The organism is Thalassotalea sp. HSM 43 (assembly GCF_004752005.1).
Classification (GTDB): Bacteria; Pseudomonadota; Gammaproteobacteria; order Enterobacterales; family Alteromonadaceae; genus Thalassotalea_A.
On record NZ_CP038493.1, the window covers coordinates 3,072,169 to 3,090,625 of the forward strand.

The 18,457-nt window shown below is 43.0% G+C and carries 18 protein-coding genes and 1 other RNA gene; 13 read left to right on the top strand and 6 right to left on the bottom strand.

What is annotated here, in order from left to right:
- Window positions 1-17: 17 nt before the first annotated feature.
- From E2K93_RS13350 to pspF, 6 genes are read right to left on the bottom strand one after another with little or no spacing between them, the layout of a single operon-like run.
- Window positions 18-800 (bottom strand): ATP-binding cassette domain-containing protein, encoded by a 783-nt coding sequence (locus E2K93_RS13350; protein ID WP_135439580.1) that lies wholly within the window; start codon window positions 798-800, stop codon window positions 18-20.
- A complete protein-coding gene (locus E2K93_RS13355; RefSeq protein ID WP_135439581.1) occupies window positions 800-1,789 on the bottom strand; it encodes an oligopeptide/dipeptide ABC transporter ATP-binding protein in 990 nt (329 codons plus the stop codon). The genes E2K93_RS13350 and E2K93_RS13355 overlap by 1 nt, the downstream gene beginning before the upstream one ends.
- Window positions 1,789-2,682: an ABC transporter permease subunit gene (locus E2K93_RS13360; RefSeq protein ID WP_135439582.1), complete on the bottom strand. Its 894-nt coding sequence runs from the start codon at window positions 2,680-2,682 to the stop codon at window positions 1,789-1,791. The genes E2K93_RS13355 and E2K93_RS13360 overlap by 1 nt, the downstream gene beginning before the upstream one ends.
- Entirely contained in the window at window positions 2,672-3,700 is a 1,029-nt protein-coding gene (locus E2K93_RS13365; RefSeq protein WP_135439583.1) for an ABC transporter permease, read from the bottom strand. Before E2K93_RS13365 ends, E2K93_RS13360 begins: the two co-directional genes overlap by 11 nt.
- A 2-nt stretch (window positions 3,701-3,702) precedes the next feature.
- Window positions 3,703-5,361: an ABC transporter substrate-binding protein gene (locus tag E2K93_RS13370; protein WP_135439584.1), complete on the bottom strand. Its 1,659-nt coding sequence runs from the start codon at window positions 5,359-5,361 to the stop codon at window positions 3,703-3,705.
- Window positions 5,361-6,455, bottom strand: coding sequence for a phage shock protein operon transcriptional activator (gene pspF / locus E2K93_RS13375; RefSeq protein WP_135439585.1), 1,095 nt, complete (start codon window positions 6,453-6,455; stop codon window positions 5,361-5,363). Before pspF ends, E2K93_RS13370 begins: the two co-directional genes overlap by 1 nt.
- A 203-nt stretch (window positions 6,456-6,658) precedes the next feature.
- On the opposite strand from pspF, the gene pspA reads away from it, so the two are divergent.
- The 13 genes from pspA (at window position 6,659) to E2K93_RS13440 (ending at window position 18,332) form a co-directional block, all read left to right on the top strand.
- Window positions 6,659-7,354 carry a phage shock protein PspA gene (pspA, locus tag E2K93_RS13380; protein WP_135439586.1) on the top strand — a complete coding sequence of 232 codons (696 nt, stop codon included), beginning with the start codon at window positions 6,659-6,661 and terminating at the stop codon, window positions 7,352-7,354.
- A gap of 33 nt (window positions 7,355-7,387) precedes the next feature.
- On the top strand, window positions 7,388-7,612 hold the full coding sequence (pspB, locus tag E2K93_RS13385) for an envelope stress response membrane protein PspB (RefSeq protein ID WP_135439587.1): 225 nt from the start codon (window positions 7,388-7,390) through the stop codon (window positions 7,610-7,612).
- Window positions 7,609-8,040 carry an envelope stress response membrane protein PspC gene (pspC, locus tag E2K93_RS13390; RefSeq protein WP_135439588.1) on the top strand — a complete coding sequence of 144 codons (432 nt, stop codon included), beginning with the start codon at window positions 7,609-7,611 and terminating at the stop codon, window positions 8,038-8,040. The genes pspB and pspC overlap by 4 nt, the downstream gene beginning before the upstream one ends.
- Before the next feature lie 87 nt (window positions 8,041-8,127).
- Window positions 8,128-9,570 (top strand): YcjX family protein, encoded by a 1,443-nt coding sequence (locus E2K93_RS13395; protein WP_135439589.1) that lies wholly within the window; start codon window positions 8,128-8,130, stop codon window positions 9,568-9,570.
- Window positions 9,567-10,595, top strand: coding sequence for a YcjF family protein (locus E2K93_RS13400; RefSeq protein WP_135439590.1), 1,029 nt, complete (start codon window positions 9,567-9,569; stop codon window positions 10,593-10,595). The genes E2K93_RS13395 and E2K93_RS13400 overlap by 4 nt, the downstream gene beginning before the upstream one ends.
- A 203-nt stretch (window positions 10,596-10,798) precedes the next feature.
- Entirely contained in the window at window positions 10,799-11,602 is an 804-nt protein-coding gene (gene phhA, locus E2K93_RS13405) for a phenylalanine 4-monooxygenase (protein WP_135439591.1), read from the top strand.
- 24 nt (window positions 11,603-11,626) lie between these two features.
- Complete coding sequence (locus E2K93_RS13410; protein ID WP_135439592.1) at window positions 11,627-11,968, top strand: 4a-hydroxytetrahydrobiopterin dehydratase; 342 nt, start codon at window positions 11,627-11,629, stop codon at window positions 11,966-11,968.
- A gap of 130 nt (window positions 11,969-12,098) precedes the next feature.
- Window positions 12,099-13,649, top strand: coding sequence for a transcriptional regulator TyrR (tyrR, locus tag E2K93_RS13415; RefSeq protein WP_135439593.1), 1,551 nt, complete (start codon window positions 12,099-12,101; stop codon window positions 13,647-13,649).
- Window positions 13,650-13,662: 13 nt separating this feature from the next.
- Window positions 13,663-14,301 carry a maleylacetoacetate isomerase gene (maiA, locus tag E2K93_RS13420; RefSeq protein WP_228445609.1) on the top strand — a complete coding sequence of 213 codons (639 nt, stop codon included), beginning with the start codon at window positions 13,663-13,665 and terminating at the stop codon, window positions 14,299-14,301.
- 119 nt (window positions 14,302-14,420) lie between these two features.
- The gene (locus E2K93_RS13425; protein WP_135439595.1) at window positions 14,421-15,281 is read left to right on the top strand and encodes a DUF3014 domain-containing protein; all 861 of its coding nucleotides are present in this window, start codon (window positions 14,421-14,423) and stop codon (window positions 15,279-15,281) included.
- Between the two features lie 2 nt (window positions 15,282-15,283).
- Complete coding sequence (locus E2K93_RS13430) at window positions 15,284-15,871, top strand: lysophospholipid acyltransferase family protein (RefSeq protein ID WP_228445309.1); 588 nt, start codon at window positions 15,284-15,286, stop codon at window positions 15,869-15,871.
- 116 nt (window positions 15,872-15,987) lie between these two features.
- An RNA gene (gene ffs / locus E2K93_RS13435) (signal recognition particle sRNA small type) lies at window positions 15,988-16,084 on the top strand.
- Window positions 16,085-16,337: 253 nt separating this feature from the next.
- Window positions 16,338-18,332, top strand: a complete 1,995-nt coding sequence (locus E2K93_RS13440) for a tetratricopeptide repeat-containing sulfotransferase family protein (protein WP_189637776.1) — start codon at window positions 16,338-16,340, stop codon at window positions 18,330-18,332.
- The last annotated feature ends 125 nt before the right edge of the window (window positions 18,333-18,457 follow it).

Sequence of the window (18,457 nt, forward strand, 5' to 3'; positions counted from 1 at the left end):
GCGTTCTATATGCGATTTTAAGCCATTATTTTGCTTTTACGTTGTGACAGCATCAGATTGCGAGTAAAGATGTCCTTGGGGTTTGCAAGCACGTCGCTGGTATTACCATACTCAACCACACGTCCTTCCCTAAGTACCATTAACTTATCACTAAAGTGTTGAATCACATCAATATCATGCGACACTAAAATATACGCTAGCCCCATGGTTTGTTGTAATTCCAATAACAAATTGATCAATTGAGCTCGTAACGATAAATCTAACGCTGCCAGCGCTTCGTCTAATATCACCAATTGCGGTTGCAATATAATGGCTCTAGCCAATGAAATACGTTGTTTTTGACCACCAGAAAACATGTGCGGGTAAAAGTGCATATGATCCGCAAGCAAACCCACTTTATGTAACGTTGCACGAATCATCTCGATTCGTTGCTCTTCGTCCAATTGGGTGTTCAATTTCAATGGCTCTTCTAATTGCTGGCGTATGGTCAAACTTGGGTTTAACGTACTACCGGCATTTTGAAAAATCATTCTGACGTGTTGGCAGCGTTGTTTAAAGTTACCGGCTTGCAGTTGTTGGCCATTGAGACAAATGCTGCCGGTGCTTGGTCGTGCAGCACCAACCAGTAATTTCGCCAGTGTCGACTTGCCTGAGCCGATTTCGCCAACAACCGCCAGCGTTTCTTGCGCTTCCAGTTTAAACGACAATGGTTCAAGCACGGTTTTCTTTTCGGTACGAAACCAACCTTTCTTAACCTTGTACTTTTTACTGAGATCTTTGACTTCAATCAGGCTGGTCATTATTTATTTCCTCGATGGGGAAAATGACAACTGACTTGATGGCCTTGATAGGATTCCAATGTCGGCGCTTTTACACACTTCTTTTGCGCATTAGGGCATCTTGGACCAAGTCGACAGCCTGTCGGTAAATGACTCAAACTGGGAATACTCCCTGGCAGAGTTTCTAATAGTTGTTTTTTTTCAAAGTGCTTGCGTGCGGTTGGTGTGCTCGCCACCAATGCTCGAGTGTAGGGATGAAACGGGCTTTTCAATATTTGCGTTGTTGTACCGGCTTCTACAAACTGTCCTGAGTACATTACCGTTAAATATTTGGTCCAATAACTTATCTTTTCTAATTCGTGACTGATCAGCAGTACCGACATGTTTTTAAGCTGATTTAGACTCGCCAACAAGCGGAATATTTGATTTTGATTAACCGCTTCCATTGACGCGGTAGGCTCATCAGCGATTAACAGTTTCGGTTTTTTCGCTAGTGCTATGGCAATCATAACCCGTTGACACAAGGCGTTATTGAGTTGATGCGGATAACTTTTCGCACAGTTTTGATGATTCTTAATACCGACTTTGTGTAATAGCCTAGCTATTTCTTCTTTCCGTTGTGCTGCACGTTGCCAAAAAAAGCCACTGAACTGACTGTTATCAAGTGCTTCTTCAATTTCTTCGGCAATCGTATTGGTTGGATCGAGACAGCTGATTGGCTCTTGAAAAATCATTGCCACATCGCGATTGATGATCTGCTGTCTTTCTTCGATAGGCAGGCGCAATATATCAACGCCTTGCCAATGGAAACGATCGGCGCTGACATGCCATTTATCATCGAGAACACCAATGATAGCTTGCGCTAAAATTGACTTTCCTGAGCCAGATTCACCGACTAGACCGCGAAAATCGCCATCTTTTAACACCAAAGAGACTCGGTCAACCGCGACAATGTTTTCATTGTGGCCGGTTAATTCGATGCTCAGGTTTTTTATATCCAGTAAATTCATTAGCTTTCTTTTTGTATTTTTAATGAATGACGCAAACCTTCACCAACCAAGTTGGTGGCCATCACCGTGGTTAATATTGCTAAACCCGGCAAATAGGTAGTCCAAGGTGCAATGTAAAACAGATCCAAAGAGTTCGCCAACATAGAGCCCCATTCAGGCATCGGAATAGGCGCGCCTAAACCAAGAAAACCTAATGCGGCAATCTCAAGAATGGCAGCGGACTGAGCCAAGGTAGCCTGAATGATAATTTTATCGATGATATTCGGGTATATAGAGGTGATCAAAACGCGTATTTCACTGGCACCATCAAGGATGGGGATCAAGACGTAATCTTTGGTTTGCTCTTCTTTAATTGCATTGCGCGTCACATGCACAAACTGTGGTATCGACACTAATGCGATTGCCCATAATACGTTTTCGAGGCCAGGACCTAAGATGGCGACAATGATGATGGCCAATAATAACGATGGTATCGATAAAATAACATCGAGAAAATGGGTGAGAAAACTCGATTTAACACCGCGCGTGATTGCCGAAAATGAGCCAATAATGACACCAACGCTCATCGCAAATAAGACCACCAAAAAGCTTAAGCCAAAGGTTAGAGACGCGCCATTTATCAATCTTGATAACATATCTCGACCGAGATCGTCGGTGCCGAGTAAATGGGCTAAATCGCCATTTTCGCTCCAAGCGGGCGGCAGTAACAGTTTATCTAGGTTATTTTCCAGCGCATCGTGCGGTGCAATAAAGTTGCCCACCAGCGCCAACGCCGCTAAAAAAGCATAAACACCGAAACCAATAATGGCCACAGGCGTGCTTTTAAACGTCAGCCAGAGTTGCTTTATTGGCGATGGAAACTCTTCTTCCAAATAAATGTGATTACGCGCCATGTTTTTTATACCGTTCCAGAGGGTTAATCGCTACGTACAAAAAGTCCGCTAAAATATTAATAAAGAAGGTAAATGTTGCCAAGGCAATCAAACCACCTTGGATCGCCGTATAATCCCGCGCTTCAATGCTTTCAATAAGCCAGCCGCCAGCACCTTGCCAAGCAAAGATAACTTCGGCAATCATCGCTAGGGTGACGATATTGGCAAACTGTAATCCGATTTGCCGGACAATACCAACCAACGCATTACGAATGCCGTGACGATAGATAATCATCGCTTTCGACAAGCCTTTGGCTCGCGCTGCCTTAATGTAATTTGAATCGAGCACTTCCAGCATCGAAGTTCGTGCCAAACGAATAAAGATCGTCATCGGCGCGAGTGCGACAGTAATGGCTGGCAAAATAAGGTGCAATAGTGCGTCTTTCATTGCCGCTGCTTTATAGGGACTATCACTGAGCATGATATCAATAAGCTTTAAGCCGGTGACCATCTCGATATCAAACAGCAAATTTAGCTGCCCAGATGAAGGTAATAACGACAAGGTAATGGAAAAGATCATAATAAGGATCAGCGCCAGCCAAAATACGGGAATCGAATAACCCAACATGGCAAACGCGAGAATAATTTTATCGACCGGTTTGTTATGAAATATCGCGGCGAGAAAACCTAAAGGCATGCCAATCAGTAGGGCGATAAACAAGGCCGCTAAACACAGTTCAATGGTAGCTGGTAAATGTATTAGCAGTTCATTGCTGATACTGGCAGAGCTGGCCATTGATACACCAAAGTTACCGGAAAAAATTTGCCCCATATAGGCAATATACTGCTGTAAGATGTTGCCATCGGTATGATAAATCAGGCTCAACTCTTGCTCTCTGGCATCACTCATTGCCGTTTCCCCTGACATGTTGACTAACACATCACCAGGGAATAGATAGTTAAGACTGAAACTGACGATAGACAGCATCAGTAAGGTAAATAGCAATAGGTTAAGGCGGCGAAGGGTAAAGTTTAACATACTCAGTCCTGCGCCTTTTTATCGATGTTTTCAAAGCTGATACCACCTATCGGCGTTAATATATCACCATCGATATGAGCCAAACGCGCTTGCGAACGTCTTGCATGAGCGATAGGCAGCAATGGGATATCTTGCATCAGCATCCTTTGTGCTTTGGTGTACAATGCCTTACGTTTATTCAAATCATTGGTTAGCAACGACTCTTTGAGTAGCTCATCAAATTGCGGGTTACACCAAAAGGCACGGTTGCTGCCGGTTTCAACCGCCGCACAGCTTAGCAATGGTGAAAAGAAGTTATCGGGATCTGGATGATCCGCTTGCCAACCGATTAATACCGATTGATGTTCACCTTTGTCGAGCTTTTTCAAAAACGTAGACCATTCAAAACTAATGATATTGACGTCGATACCGACTTGCGCCAAATCCGCTTGGATCAACTTTGCCATTTTCAATGCATCGGGATTATAAGCGCGTTGTACCGGCATGGCCCAAAGGTCGAGACTAAAGCCATCGCCTAGGCCCGCATCGGTTAATAATGTTTTCGCCATGGAAACCGAATACTCGATCCCGGCGATATCGCCGTCGTAGGCCCATGAGGCTTTTGGTAGCAGGGAGTCAGCGACATCCGCTTGTTCAAAGTAAACCGCGTTAATAATCGCTCTTTTATTGATCGCATGAGCAACCGCTTGACGCACTAATGGGTTATCAAATGGCGGCTTTTGGGTGTTAAAAGCCATAAACGCGACATTAAAAGAAGTGACTTGCTCCAACTCTAAATCCGCACGAGAGCTAATTTCCTGTAACGCAATAGGGTAAGAAATAACGTCACATTCATGAGTCAGCAGTTTGGTAAGTCGGCCGGTATTTCTTGGTGTGATGTTAAACAGTAATTGCTCGATATTCACTTTTTGTCGCCAGTAATCTTCGTGGCGCAAATAACGTATTAGAGAACCAATTTGATAGCTTTTAAATTTAAAAGGCCCGGTACCAATTGGCTGTGAATCAAGACGACTCAGAGGTAAATTATTGGCGATTAAGCTGTCAGCGTATTCTTTCGATAATATTACTGAGAACGGCGCTGCGAGGTTGGCTAAAAATGAGCTTTGTGGGTAATTAAGATGAAAGCGAACCGTATAATCATTAATCTTTTCTATTTTATTAACCATCTTTGAAAAGTCGACGCTTTGAAAAAATGGAAACTGACCCTTTGCAGATTGATAAAAGGGGTTGTTTTTATCGAGAATGCGTTGATAACTAAAGATCACATCATCCGCCGTTAAAGTGCGGGTCGGTGTAAAATAGTCGGTACTATGAAAAGCGACATCGGTACGCAAATAAAAGGTAATGAATTTACCGTCTTTCGTTACATGCCATGATTTGGCCAGTGCCGGCACCTTATCAAAGTTCTCTGTATTAAAGTCAAGTAAACGGTTGTATAACTGCTTTGATGTGGCGTCAATAGTTGTACCAGAGGTAACTAGCTGCGGGTTAAATGAGTCAGGCGACCCCTCGCTACAATAGATAACCCCTTCAGTGAGTACTGGGTCTTCCTCTATTTTTCCACACGCAGATACGCTACAGAACAGCACAACACTGAACAGTACATAGAGCAACTGCCGAGCCACAGGCTCAGCGATGATGCGCTTAGGAGAGAATTGCATTAACTCGCCTCGTTTGAATCAAGCAAATTATATTTTTTCAGGTAACCACGTAACTGATGATAGGTTAACTGCAGCGCATCTGCTGTTTTCTTCTGATTAAATTGACAGGAAGCAAGGGCATCTTTTAATAATTTAATCTCATAATCCTGTGACATATCTTTTAATGAAACAGGGTACTCCAATATTTCTTGCACAGTTTCTTTAACATCTTCAACAGCGGCGTCACTGTTGGTTATCGTGTTATTGCTGCTTGCGTTGGTGTTGTCATGTTGGCTTTGGCGATCGGCGGTTTTAATTCGACGCTTTGGTCTAAATGGTGATTCAAAAGGATCGATAATCAATTCATTGACGGGTAAATGTGGGTTGTTATGGCGATAAACACTGCGCTCAACAACGTTTTTGAGTTCTCGAATATTACCTGGCCATTGGTATTCAAGCATATGGTTTTTCACTTTTTCAGTGAAACCACTGAATAATTCAAATTCCAATTCACGTGCCATGGTGATGGCAAAATGCTCAGCTAATAATAAAATATCTTCTTTACGTTCTCTAAGTGGTGGCAGGGTGATAACGTCAAATGCTAAGCGGTCGAGTAAATCTGCGCGAAATTCACCGCGTTCAGCCAATTCCGGTAAATCTTCATTGGTTGCCGCAATCAAACGAACATCGGACTTTACTGTGCGCGAACCACCAACCCGTTCAAACTCGCCATATTCAACAACACGCAATAACTTTTCCTGAATCAATCCAGAGGTATTCGCCAATTCATCGAGAAATAAGGTACCACCATTGGCTCGCTCAAAGCGACCCTCGTGACGCTTGCTGGCGCCGGTAAATGCGCCACCTTCGTGACCGAATAATTCACTTTCTAATAAGTTTTCATTAAGTGCCGCACAATTGAGTTTTACATAGCTTTGGTCCCAGCGCTGTGATAAATAATGTAAACGCGCAGCGACTAACTCTTTACCCGTACCTCGTTCACCAATTAACAGCACAGGTTTAGACAAAGGTGCAACTTGTGAGATGTGTTCGAGCACCTCGAGAAAGCTATTTGATTGACCTATTAGGTTATCTTGTTGTTGAAATCGACTCATTTTTTAAGTTATTGGTTTATTTCACTAATAAATAGTGTATTTCATTACTCGTGAACTGAGAAGTGTTTTTTGATAAATTAATAAAAACTATATAAAACAGTGGCTTGTTAATGTTTTGTAAAGTTGGCATCAATAGTGAATAGTATTTGGCATGTAAGTAGAATTAGTTTTAATAACGATAAGATTAACGTGAGGATGTAACCATGGGTATTTTTTCTAGATTTACAGATATTATCAACTCAAACATTAACAGCTTGCTGGATAAAGCAGAAGACCCTGAAAAAATGGTTCGTCTGATCATCCAGGAGATGGAAGACACCCTTGTTGAAGTACGTTCTTCATCAGCTCGTAGCCTTGCTGATAAAAAAGAATTAACTCGCCAAGTGGCACGTATGCAAGCTGAAGCCGACAATTGGCAGCAAAAAGCCGAGCTAGCACTAAGCAAAGGTCGTGATGATTTGGCCCGTTCAGCACTTGTTGAAAAGAACAAATGCAGTGAAGCGGCAGAATCAATGCAACAAGAATTGTCTAGCTTTGATGACCATATTGCTAAACTTCAAGATGAGATTGTGCAATTGCAAGAAAAGCTTGCGGATGCGAAAGCGCGTCAAAAAGCCATCGTTATGCGTGGTAAAACCGCCAGTTCTCGTTTGAAAGTAAAAAGCAAACTGGACAGTGGCAAAGTTGATGACGCCTTATCACGTTTCGATAGCTATGAGCGTAAGATTGATGATTTGGAAGCGCAAGTGGATTCATACGACTTAGGCAAAAAATCATTAGCGGATGAGATTGCTGATTTAGAAAGCGATGATAATATAGATCAGGAGCTTGAAGCATTAAAATCGAAAATGCAAAAGCCCAAAAAGACTGCTGCAAAAGCAACGACTAAAAAGAAATAATCTAAATTATCATAGGCCCTAAGGAGAGAAATTATGGAAATTATTATGGCACCTATAATTGTGTTTTTAGTAATTGTTGCGCCAATTTGGTTGATTTTGCATTACCGTTCTAAGCGCCAAATCAGTCAAGGGCTAACGGAAGAAGAGTACCGTCAATTATCTGATTTATCAGAAACGGCAGATAAGATGGCTGAACGCATCAAAACTCTAGAAGCGATCCTTGATGCTGAAGCTCCGGATTGGAGAAACAGAGCATGAGCAAGACCAAAGGCGATTTATTTCGTGACCCACAAAAAGGCAAAATTGCCGGGGTTTGCGCCGGTATTGCCGAGTACTTTGGCTGGGAAGCCTGGTTAGTTCGAATCCTGGTTGTTTCCGGGGTATTGTTGGGAATGGGTTGGTTTGTACTATTGTATATAGCAGGCTGGTTTATTCTTGATAAAAAGCCTAACCGCTTTTCACCGAAAGAAGTTGCTAAAAACGTTCGTGAGAAACTGCACGAAGAAGAAATTTTTAGTGAACCGATTAAGGTAAAGTCAAAAATTTGGCAAGCGGGTGAGCCACCCAAACAAGCGGTTTATGATATTAACATTAAGTTTAAAACCCTTGAGCAAGAATTGCGTGCTATGGAACGCTATGTGACCTCACCGGAATTTACGGTATCAAGAGAAATCAATAGACTATAGCGCCTGACAAGGCATGAAAAAAAGGCTGCTTTGCAGCCTTTTTTGTTTTACATTAGAAACTTAGCGGAGTTAACACAACCTGTTCTTATGGCTTTATTTAGTGGTAAAAGTGTCAAAAAAATAACTCGTAAGCTTGGTGACAGCGCCAACGAACTGTTTAATCGCAGTCTCGATAAGCATGTCTCATTAGCGGTCACTGGGTTATCGCAAAGTGGTAAAACAGCCTTTATAACCTCGGTTGTTAATCAATTGATTAATGAAGGTTCTGGCCAACCTCTCGCCTTTTTTGATGTTGTTCATCAAGGTCGTTTTATTGGTGCTAAACGCGTCAGACAAAAACACTTGCACATACCTCGATTTGATTACGAAGCGGCGATGGCCAATTTATCAAGCGAGGAGCCGATGTGGCCGGATGCGACGAGAAGCATCAGTGAATTGCGCTTAGCCATGCGTTACTACCCAAACGAAGGCATGCTCAAATATGCCACTGATATGGCCACGGTATATTTAGATATCACCGATTACCCTGGAGAATGGCTACTCGACTTACCTATGCTTGAACTGGATTTTCAGCAATGGTCGGAACAAATGAAAGAGCTGTTATTCGCCGAGCCTCGTTATCAATTAAGCCAAGAGTTTCTGCAAAAATTAGAGCAACTCGACCCATTTGCGCCTGTCGATGAGAAAGTGTTGGCGGCGTTATCTGCAGAATATACGCAGCTGCTACATAAATTTCGTTATCAATTGGGGATGTCGGTGATTCAACCTGGGCGTTTTATTTTACCCGGTGAACATGAAGGCGCGCCAATTTTGCAATTTGTGCCGTTTGTACACTTTGAGCAGCTTGATATGGCTAAATATCGCAGTGCAGACCAAGATTCAATGATAGGCATGCTACGAGCTCGTTATCTTGAATACCGAGAGCGCATCGTACGCCGCTTTTATAAGAAACATTTCGCTCGATTTGATCGGCAAATTATTTTGATAGACACCCTGACACCACTGAACAATGGTAGTGATGCCTTTAATGATTTGCAGCACGCCATTAGTTTAATTATGGAAAGCTTTAGCTACGGTCAATCAAGTCTCCTGTCGCGCTTGTTTTCGCCGAAAATAGATAAACTTATGTTTGCGGCAACCAAAGCCGATCACATTACGGCCGATCAACATAGTCGATTATTGTCCTTGCTTGAACAAGTCGTTCACAAAGCCAAGAAAACATTGAGTTTTGATGCCATTAAAATGAAATCATTGGCAATAGCCTCAGTGAAAACAACCGAGCAAGGCAAAAGTGAATATCAAGGCCAGCAATTGAGTGTCGTAAAAGGTAAGCGAGCAGATACTGGGCAGGTCATTACATTATACCCAGGTGCGGTTCCTACTAAGTTACCAGACGCCAACAACTGGCCCGACAAAGGCTTTAATTTTATTGCGTTCAAGCCGATAACTGCGGCGGATGAGCATATCGCTTTAGCGCATATTCGCCTTGATCAGGTATTGCAATTTTTATTGGGAGACAAATTAAAATGAGCCAAGATGACAAATATCAGCAGCATATTTTGTTTTCCGAACCAGAGATAAAACAAGCCAGTGACGATAGCGATTTACCGGAAAGTCAGTTGGTGTTGCCTGAACAGGCTTGGCAGGCGGTTGAAGAAGATATAGTGCAAGTGAGTGAGCAACAGCAGCGCTCTAAACCAAATTGGTTATGGCGCACCGTCGGGGTGTTGTGTGTGACCATTATGGGCTATGAGCTGGTGGATTTTTTTGCCACAGGTTTTGTTGAGTCACCGATAATAACCAGTATTTATGCGGCGTTATTAGGGTGTATCGGCGTTGTCGCCGGCAAGTACGTGGTAAAAGAATTAACTGGGCTTCGTCAGTTTAATAAACAGCAACACCAATACCAGCAAGCAGATGCATTGTTGCATGATGAAACTGTATTTGACGCGAAGTCGTTTTGTCAGAAGTTAACAGGCAACTTGCCATTGGATACGCTCAATGACGGTCATCAGCAGTTTTTTGATACCTTAGATGACAGCCTGAGTGACAAGGAAGTACTAGAGCTGTACAGCAAACAAGTCTTGCATCAGGTTGATGATCAAGCCGTTAAGCAAATCGCTAAATTCTCAAGTGAAGCGGTGTTGATGGTCGCATTAAGCCCGTTAGCCGTTATGGATATGTTGTTACTGCTGTGGCGTAATTTAAAAATGGTCGACAAAATCGCTGGATTATATGGCGTTAGACTGGGCTATTGGAGTCGTGTCCGCTTATTGCGTCAGGTCATAACCAATATGGCCTACGCTGGCGCGAGTGAGATAGTCGCCGATGTTGGCCTAGATATGCTCGGTGTTGATGCGCTTGGGCGTTTTTCAACGCGCGCTGCACAAGGACTCGGAGCGGGTATGCTAACCACGCGATTAGGCTTAAAGGCTTTGTACTTATGTCGTCCCATTCCTTTCGCAGAAACACAAAAAAGACCGGGTATAGCCTTAGTCCGTGGCAAGGTCATTACTCAGGTTAAGAGTCTACTGTCTAACAAGTCCAAAGATTAACGCAAGCACAGCCTGTTGCTTGCAAATTTCTTGTAAACATAAAAGTACAGCAAGGCGCAGATAAAATCTGCGCCAGATTTGTCTTTTCGGAACCACTTCTTATAGTCTTAGGTCAAAATATACGGGCGTTGCCATACTCATGAGCAATAAATTAAATCAATAAAACACGCCCGCATTTCCAGAAGTTGGAGAGGAAAGTTATTATGAGCAAGTCAACCTCCTATGTATCAAAGCAGGGTGATGAGAACGGCTTTATTGACTGGACAGAACAAGAGAATGCCAGTTGGGAAAAGCTATACAAGCGTCAGCTTGAATGTATTAAGGGTAAAGCGTGTGATGAATTCATCCTTGGCCTTGAAAAATTAAACCTACCACAAGACCGTATCCCGCAGTTGGAAGAAGTCAGCTGTGTGTTAAGAGAAGCGACCGGTTGGCAATGCCAGCAAGTACCAGCGTTAATTGGTTTTGGTGAGTTCTTCCGTTTGTTATCAGAGAAGAAGTTTCCAGTCGCGACCTTCATTCGTCGTGAGGAAGATTTCGATTACCTGCAAGAGCCAGACATATTCCACGAAATTTTCGGCCATTGCCCATTATTAACCAACCCTGCATTTGCTAATTTTACCCAAATGTATGGCAAATTAGGCCTTAACGCCAGTAAACAAGATCGCGTTTTTCTGGCTCGTCTATACTGGTTTACCATTGAGTTTGGTTTACTTAACACCGAAGACGGTTTGCGCATTTATGGTGGTGGTATATTGTCATCTCCTGGTGAAACCCAATATGCCATGCACGATGAAAATGTGATTCGCAAACCATTGGATGTTGTTGACGTTTTCCGTACACCATATCGTATCGATATCATGCAGCCTGTTTATTTTATGCTAGAGCAAATAAAACAGTTAGATGATATCGCAGAGCTTGACCTATTAGCCTTGCTTGAAGAAGCCAAAGCTATGGGCATGCATGAACCGTTATTTCCACCTAAAGATGTAAAAATCGCTAGTTAAACAAGAGTATTGAAAGAGATAAATATGAGCGACTTAGTAAAACAAGAATGTGAAGCATGCCGTGCAGACGCACCAAAAGTATCTGAACAAGAATTAGCTGAGCTTATTCGTGAAATCCCAGATTGGGTACCAGAAGTTCGTGATGGCGTGATGATGCTAGAGCGTGAATTTAAATTTAAAAACTTTAAGCTAGCGTTAGCCTTTACCAATAAGGTTGCAGAACTAGCGGAAGCTGAATTTCACCACCCGTCAATTTTGACCGAGTGGGGCAAAGTTACCATCACATGGTGGACCCATGCGATTAACGGTTTACACCGTAATGACTTTATCTGCGCGGCGAAAACCGACGCATTGCTGGAGCAATAATAGGCGTCTAAACCTATTCTCTGCTTCTTGCACTGGTAATACCTCATTAGAAGACGAAAAATACTTTAGTATTTTTCGTCTTTTTTGTTGTAAAATATTGTTTACATAAATTTAGGGGTAGGAACGCTAGGTGCGATTAGAAATAACGTGTGAAGATCGTGTCGGTATTGCGCAAGAAGTGTTGGCGATTTTCGTCGACCGCGAGATCAATATCAAAGGTATCGATGCAATCACAGAATCCGGACAGATTTTCATGCACATGCCGGATTTGGACTTTAGCCAGTTGCAGGATTTTATGCCGCAATTACGCTTGATTGATGGCGTAAAAGATGTAAAAACCACCAATTACATGCCATCAGAACGTGAGCGTATTGTTCTCGATACGTTGGTGCGAACCTTACCTGACCCGATTATTTCCATTGATTCACGAGCGGCTATTTACGCCATTAATGACGTTGCTCAACAGAAAATTAATTGCCCCCTGACCGAAGTCGTTGGTCAGCAATTGAGTAACTGGATCAAAGGCTTTAACTTTAACCGTTACTTGGAAGGCGAAGAAGTGTTGCCACACACTCGCCGTTTGAAGTTTATGGATGAAGACTTTGTTGCTGATATTTTACCTGTAAGTCTGCCGTCAGAAAATAACATTAAGGTCGTCGCTGGTGCGGTGGTTATGCTGAAATCTGAAGCCCGTCTTGGCCAGCAGATTAATGCCTTTAACCAGCCTAAAGATAATGACTTTTCCGATGTATTAGTATTTTCCGCATTGATGCGAAAGGTTGTGCGTGAAGCCCGTCGTATGTCGTTATTGGACTCGTCTATTTTACTGATGGGTGAAACCGGTACCGGTAAAGAATTGCTTGCTCGTTCCTGCCATTTGGCCAGTGAACGCGGTGAGAAACCATTTGTTGTGGTCAATTGTGCCTCAATGCCGGATGATGCCTGTGAGACGGAATTATTTGGTCGCCTACTTAGCAATGGTGAGGTGAAAAAGGGCATCTTTGAATTAGCCGAAGGCGGTACCATTTTCCTTGATGAAGTTGCCCAGATGTCGGGTAAGCTGCAATCAAAATTACTGCGTGTATTAGATGACCGACGTTTTCGTCGTATCGACGATGAAAACGAAGTTGAAGTGGATGTGCGAGTGATCAGCTCGACCAACGCTGATCTGTTATCTATGGTTGAAACAGGTCAATTTAGAGAAGACTTGTATTATCGTCTTAATGTATTGGGTTTAAATGTGCCAGCCCTGCGCGAGCGACGTCAGGATATCCTGCCATTAGCCGATTATTTTTGTAAAAAGGCGTGCCAAACCAACCATAGAACGACGGTTAAAATAGACGATAAATGTGCTGAGTTTATGGAGAATTACCCATGGCCAGGTAATGTGCGCCAATTGGAAAATGTGATTTTGCGTGCGGTTTCCTTGCTGGAAGGTGAGGTGATAAATATTGCTCATTTGCAACTGCCAACCTACAGCCAGGACAGTGGCTATCTTGAGCAAGAGTTTGATGGCACGCTAGAAGATGCAGTCAAAGGCTTTGAAGCGCAGCTGTTGCGAAAGTTATATCCCGCATACCCAAGTACTCGCCAGTTAGCGAAAAAGCTGGGGTTAAGTCACACCGCAATTGCTAATAAATTGCGTGAATATAATATCAACAAAAAAACAGTGAAAATTTAAGGAATAGTTGATGATTACCTTGTACGGTTATTGGCGCTCATCTGCCGCTTATCGAGTGCGCATTGCCCTAAATTTGAAAAACATTGCGCATCAACATAAGAGTGTGCATTTGGTCAAAGATGGTGGCCAACAGCACAGTGACAGTTATGTAACGTTAAACCCAAATGAATTGGTACCAACCTTGGTTGATGGCGATTTTGTCGTTAATCAATCGTTGGCGATTATCGATTACTTAGACGAAAAGTACCCACAATCGCCATTGTATCCACAGGATTTAAAAGACAAAACTCAGGTTAAAGCGCTGGCTTATGATATCGCCTGTGATGTGCATCCATTAAATAACTTGCGCGTATTGCAATATCTAAGTGGTCCTTTAGCGGTCAGCGATGCACAAAAGTCTGAGTGGTATAAGCACTGGATCAGCCAAGGCTTCGCTGCATTAGAAACTCGTTTACAGCAATGTGCCGGTAAATTTTGTTATAAAGATCAACCAAGTGTCGCTGATTTATGTTTGATCCCGCAGATATATAACGCGAAACGCTTCAATATTGATATGTCACCGTACCCAACCATAAATCGCATTGAACAAGAATGCGCGAAACTAAATGCTTTTATCGACGCCTTACCGGAAAACCAAGACGACGCAAGTTAGTTTGCTAATGATCAACACCTTGAAACAACAAGGTGTTGATTAAAAACAATTTGTTACTTTACCGATAGAGCGCATTTGTCTATCTTTAAAGGACGGTTCGACGTTAGGTGGAGAACATTTTGTCAAATCAATCAGAACAACATAATCAACCGGATAATTCCGCGGGCAAAAAGGTTTTTCTCATAATCATAGTGATTGTCTTGGCAATTATTTTGTATATGTTTAGTGGTGAACCGGAACAAGCGCCTGTCACCGTCGCACCTGAGGCAAAGGTCGAGCCAATAGAGCCTGAACCTGTAGCGCCGATTGTTGAACCCGAACCTACCCCAGAACCTGAGCCTGAACCCGTTGCCCCAGAACCGGTCGAAGAGAAAGTCGCCTTACCAGAGCTAAGTCAAAGTGATGTTTTTGCCAAGTCTACGCTTGAGCAATTGAGCTTCGATAAATCTATGCTGGATTTGGTGATCAGTGATGATCTAATACGTCGCACCGTGGTGTTTGCCGAAAATTTTTCTCGAGGTGAATTGGCGTACAGCCATCTACCATTGAAACCACTGCAACAGAAATATCAAGTAACAGAGTCTGGTCTGGTTGAAGACGGTTTTCAAGTTGATGAAGATAACTGGCAACGATATCAACAGTATGTCGATTTATTGCAATCGTTTGAGCCACAACAATTGGTCGCTGCCTATCAACAAATGCAGCCTCTATTTGAACAAGCTTATGAAGAATTAGGCTTTCCTGAACAAACATTCGATGACGTTATTGAATCGTGTTTACAACGCATTCTCGATGCTAAAGTGGCGACTGGTGATGAAGTCTTGGTACAACCAAAAGTGGTTTATGAATACCAAGATCAACAAATTGAAAACATGAATGAAGCGGATAAATTGCTGATGCGCCTTGGCCGTGAAAACTTACTTAAACTAAAAGCAGTTGCATTGGAGCTCGATAGAGCAATGAAGAGTAAGGAGCCATAACGGTGCAGGCTCTGCCTAAAGTCCCGCAATCTATTCCACGAACGAATGCGCCGACCACACAAAAGTTAGGACGTTGGCTACTGAAAATGACTGGTTGGACGGTAGTTGGTGAGTTTCCAGAAGAAAAGAAGATGATCATGGCGGTTGCACCGCACACCTCTAATTGGGACTTTTTAGTCGGTTTGATGACCAAAATGGCGCTCGATCTAAGGTTAAACTTCCTTGGTAAGCACACCATCTTTGTTGGACCTTTAGGGGTTTGGTTAAGATCTATCGGTGGTATTGCCATAGATAGGCGCAGTCCGCATGGTGTAGTCGGTGATATGGTTGAGCAGTTTAATCGCAGTGAGCAATTGATTTTGGCAATAGCGCCAGAAGGGACGCGTTCAAAAGTGCCAAACTGGAAGTCCGGTTTTTTGCAAATGGCACGACAAGCTGGGGTACCGGTATTTCCGATTCAGTTTAATTATGTAAAAAAACAAATTGAATTTATGCCGATTCGTTACATAGGCGATGACATTGATGCGGAACTAACGGATTTTAAAGCCTTGTTTAACGCCGACTGTGCAAAAAATCCGCAACTATTTTAAATACCTTGCCGGCGACACAATCAATCACACTTTTTTTAAAATAATCGCTTGCATGGTTTGCAACATTTATTCATAATTGCGCAGCACTCAGGGCAACCTGAGATCATTATGGTACCTCTCGGTCCTCCCGCAATGATACTCTGTGAACTCGGCCAGGTCCGGAAGGAAGCAACCGCAGCAGACGACTCATGTGCCGGGATGTGGCTGAGAGGCGCCACCCAATCTATTAAACACCACGTATTCCTCAATTTTTATCGCCATCAGCTTATCTGATATTGCTTGTTTTTAAGCGTTTTTTGCTAGCTATTTTTAGCGGTAATCGATATGAACCTGCAAGCGAATTTGTATAACTCTGTTCAGCATTGCAACCGTCAAGGTAAAAAGATGAGTGAATCCATTGCAGTAGATGGTTAATTCTTTTAATCTGAGGCGATTTCTTTATAACGATAACGATGAATTACCCGCTATGATTAACTGGATCAAAAAGCTATTCGCTGGTGATACAAAACCAGCAAAAGACACCACAGCAAAAGCAACCGACAAGCCGCAATCTGCGCATGGGCAATCGAATGAGACCGAACGTGACTCACCGAAGCTACAAGCAGAGCCATCATCGGACATTGAAAAAGCGACTGATGCCATAAGCCAAACTCAAACGCACACTGCGGCTAACGCACAAGACACTGACATAAGCGGCGCAGAGAAAAGTAGCGCAGAGAAAGGCGGCATAGAGAACAATAGCGACGAGGCAACAACGCCGTCACTTGAAACGGCGCTTGCTGAAATCGAAAAAGCCAAAGATGTGCACCGCCAAGGTCGCATTGATATTGCATTACCAGTGTATCAACGGTTACAGCAGCAATTCCCACAATTTGCCGATGCATGGCATATGCTTGGTATCGTCGCCTTACAAGAAGGTGATTTAAGCAAAGCCAAGCATTGGTTTGAAGGCGCAATTGAACGCGATGCAAAGGTTGCAAATTATCACGTTAATTTAGGTATCTGTTTAGCGGGCATGTCGCAACTTGAACCTGCTTTAGTCTGCTTTGATGCTGCGCTGAACCTTGAACCAGACAATGAATCGGCATTGGCCAATAGCGCATCGGCGTATTTAGATGCGTTTCAATTCGATAACGCCAAGCAAGTGATCGCCAAGTTAAAACAGGTAGTACCTAACTCTATCGATGGCTATCGTTTGATGTCCAGTGTCTTGCTGGCGGAAAAGAACACCTTGGCCGCCATCGACGAATTAGAATCTGCCTATGCGATAGAACCAAGCAGTATCGATTTATTATTGCAATTGATCAGCTGTTACGAATTACAAAATAATGTGGCTAAGGCAAATCAATACTTGCAAAAAGCAGTGTCGCTGCAACCAGGTAACCCTAAGGTAATTATGTTTCAAGGGATACTCTTGCGTCGTCAAGGAGAGCCTGAAAAAGCAAGTAAAACCTTAGCCAAAGCACTGAAGTATGGCTTGGATGAACAAACCGCCATCGAGGCCAATCATCAACTCGGCTTAGCTTGTGATGAATCAGCTCAATACCCACAAGCCTTTACGGCATTTACACAAAGTAATCAGTTAATGTCGCGCATGACTCGAGCAGCAGAGCAGGGTGACAATTACTTTGCTATGCTGGCGGATTATAAACAAGTGACCAATCTCGTTAGCCAAGATAACGCCCATACTGATGATACCTCAGCACCGATATTTTTTGTTGCCTTTCCGCGCTCCGGAACCACGCTTATGGAGCAGGTATTAAAAGCCCACCCAAGTATCGCCACCACAGACGAACGCTCACCAATCACCTTAATCATCAACCAAATCTCCAATGAGTTTGGCGATTACCCGGCATCATTAACGCGCTTAACTGATGATGATAAACAGCGTTTTCGCAGCATGTTTTGGCAACATGTAAAATCATTGTATGCCGACATCGAGCAACGTCAATTGATTGACAAATTGCCGTTAAATATTGTTCATCTGCCACTTATTCGCAGTTTGTTTAGTCAGGCTAAGTTTATTGTCGCGGTGCGCGATCCACGAGATGTGGTATTGAGCTGCTTTATGCAAAAGTTTGACTTGAATGCGGCAATGGTTAACTTTCTGGACTTGAACAAAGCTGCGGACATGTATCAACAAGTCATGACGTTGTGGCAAGACTATAAACAACAGTTGTCGACAGATGATTATATTGAATATCGCTACGAAGACTTGGTCACAGATTTTAATGGCACCGTCGAACAGGTGCTGGCGTTTACCGGGTTAGATTGGCATGACGACATGCAGCAATATCGTCAAAAAGCTTTGGCGCGAAACATCGCAACACCAAGCTATCGTGATGTTACCAATAAGATCAGCGACAAAGCCGTGGCTCGTCATAAAAACTATGAACAGCAATTGGCACCAGTAGCCGACACATTAAAACCTTTTATCGAACTATACGGTTATCAGCCATAGTTCGACAAAATAATACCGTTAATAAAAAAGCGCCTGAAGGCGCTTTTTTTGTATCATTAAAATCGATAAACCAGAATACTATTAATCATCCCTAGTCCCAAGTCCCTAGTCCCTAGTCCCTAGCT

Excerpts from the sequence above, each read along its gene's own strand:
- E2K93_RS13350 (WP_135439580.1), bottom strand. The coding sequence starts at position 800 with ATGACCAGCCTGATTGAAGTCAAAGATCTCAGTAAAAAGTACAAGGTT.
- E2K93_RS13355 (WP_135439581.1), bottom strand. The coding sequence starts at position 1,789 with ATGAATTTACTGGATATAAAAAACCTGAGCATCGAATTAACCGGCCAC.
- E2K93_RS13360 (WP_135439582.1), bottom strand. The coding sequence starts at position 2,682 with ATGGCGCGTAATCACATTTATTTGGAAGAAGAGTTTCCATCGCCAATA.
- E2K93_RS13365 (WP_135439583.1), bottom strand. The coding sequence starts at position 3,700 with ATGTTAAACTTTACCCTTCGCCGCCTTAACCTATTGCTATTTACCTTA.
- E2K93_RS13370 (WP_135439584.1), bottom strand. The coding sequence starts at position 5,361 with ATGCAATTCTCTCCTAAGCGCATCATCGCTGAGCCTGTGGCTCGGCAG.
- pspF (WP_135439585.1), bottom strand. The coding sequence starts at position 6,455 with ATGAGTCGATTTCAACAACAAGATAACCTAATAGGTCAATCAAATAGC.
- pspA (WP_135439586.1), top strand. The coding sequence starts at position 6,659 with ATGGGTATTTTTTCTAGATTTACAGATATTATCAACTCAAACATTAAC.
- pspB (WP_135439587.1), top strand. The coding sequence starts at position 7,388 with ATGGAAATTATTATGGCACCTATAATTGTGTTTTTAGTAATTGTTGCG.
- pspC (WP_135439588.1), top strand. The coding sequence starts at position 7,609 with ATGAGCAAGACCAAAGGCGATTTATTTCGTGACCCACAAAAAGGCAAA.
- E2K93_RS13395 (WP_135439589.1), top strand. The coding sequence starts at position 8,128 with ATGGCTTTATTTAGTGGTAAAAGTGTCAAAAAAATAACTCGTAAGCTT.
- E2K93_RS13400 (WP_135439590.1), top strand. The coding sequence starts at position 9,567 with ATGAGCCAAGATGACAAATATCAGCAGCATATTTTGTTTTCCGAACCA.
- phhA (WP_135439591.1), top strand. The coding sequence starts at position 10,799 with ATGAGCAAGTCAACCTCCTATGTATCAAAGCAGGGTGATGAGAACGGC.
- E2K93_RS13410 (WP_135439592.1), top strand. The coding sequence starts at position 11,627 with ATGAGCGACTTAGTAAAACAAGAATGTGAAGCATGCCGTGCAGACGCA.
- E2K93_RS13440 (WP_189637776.1), top strand. The coding sequence starts at position 16,338 with ATGATTAACTGGATCAAAAAGCTATTCGCTGGTGATACAAAACCAGCA.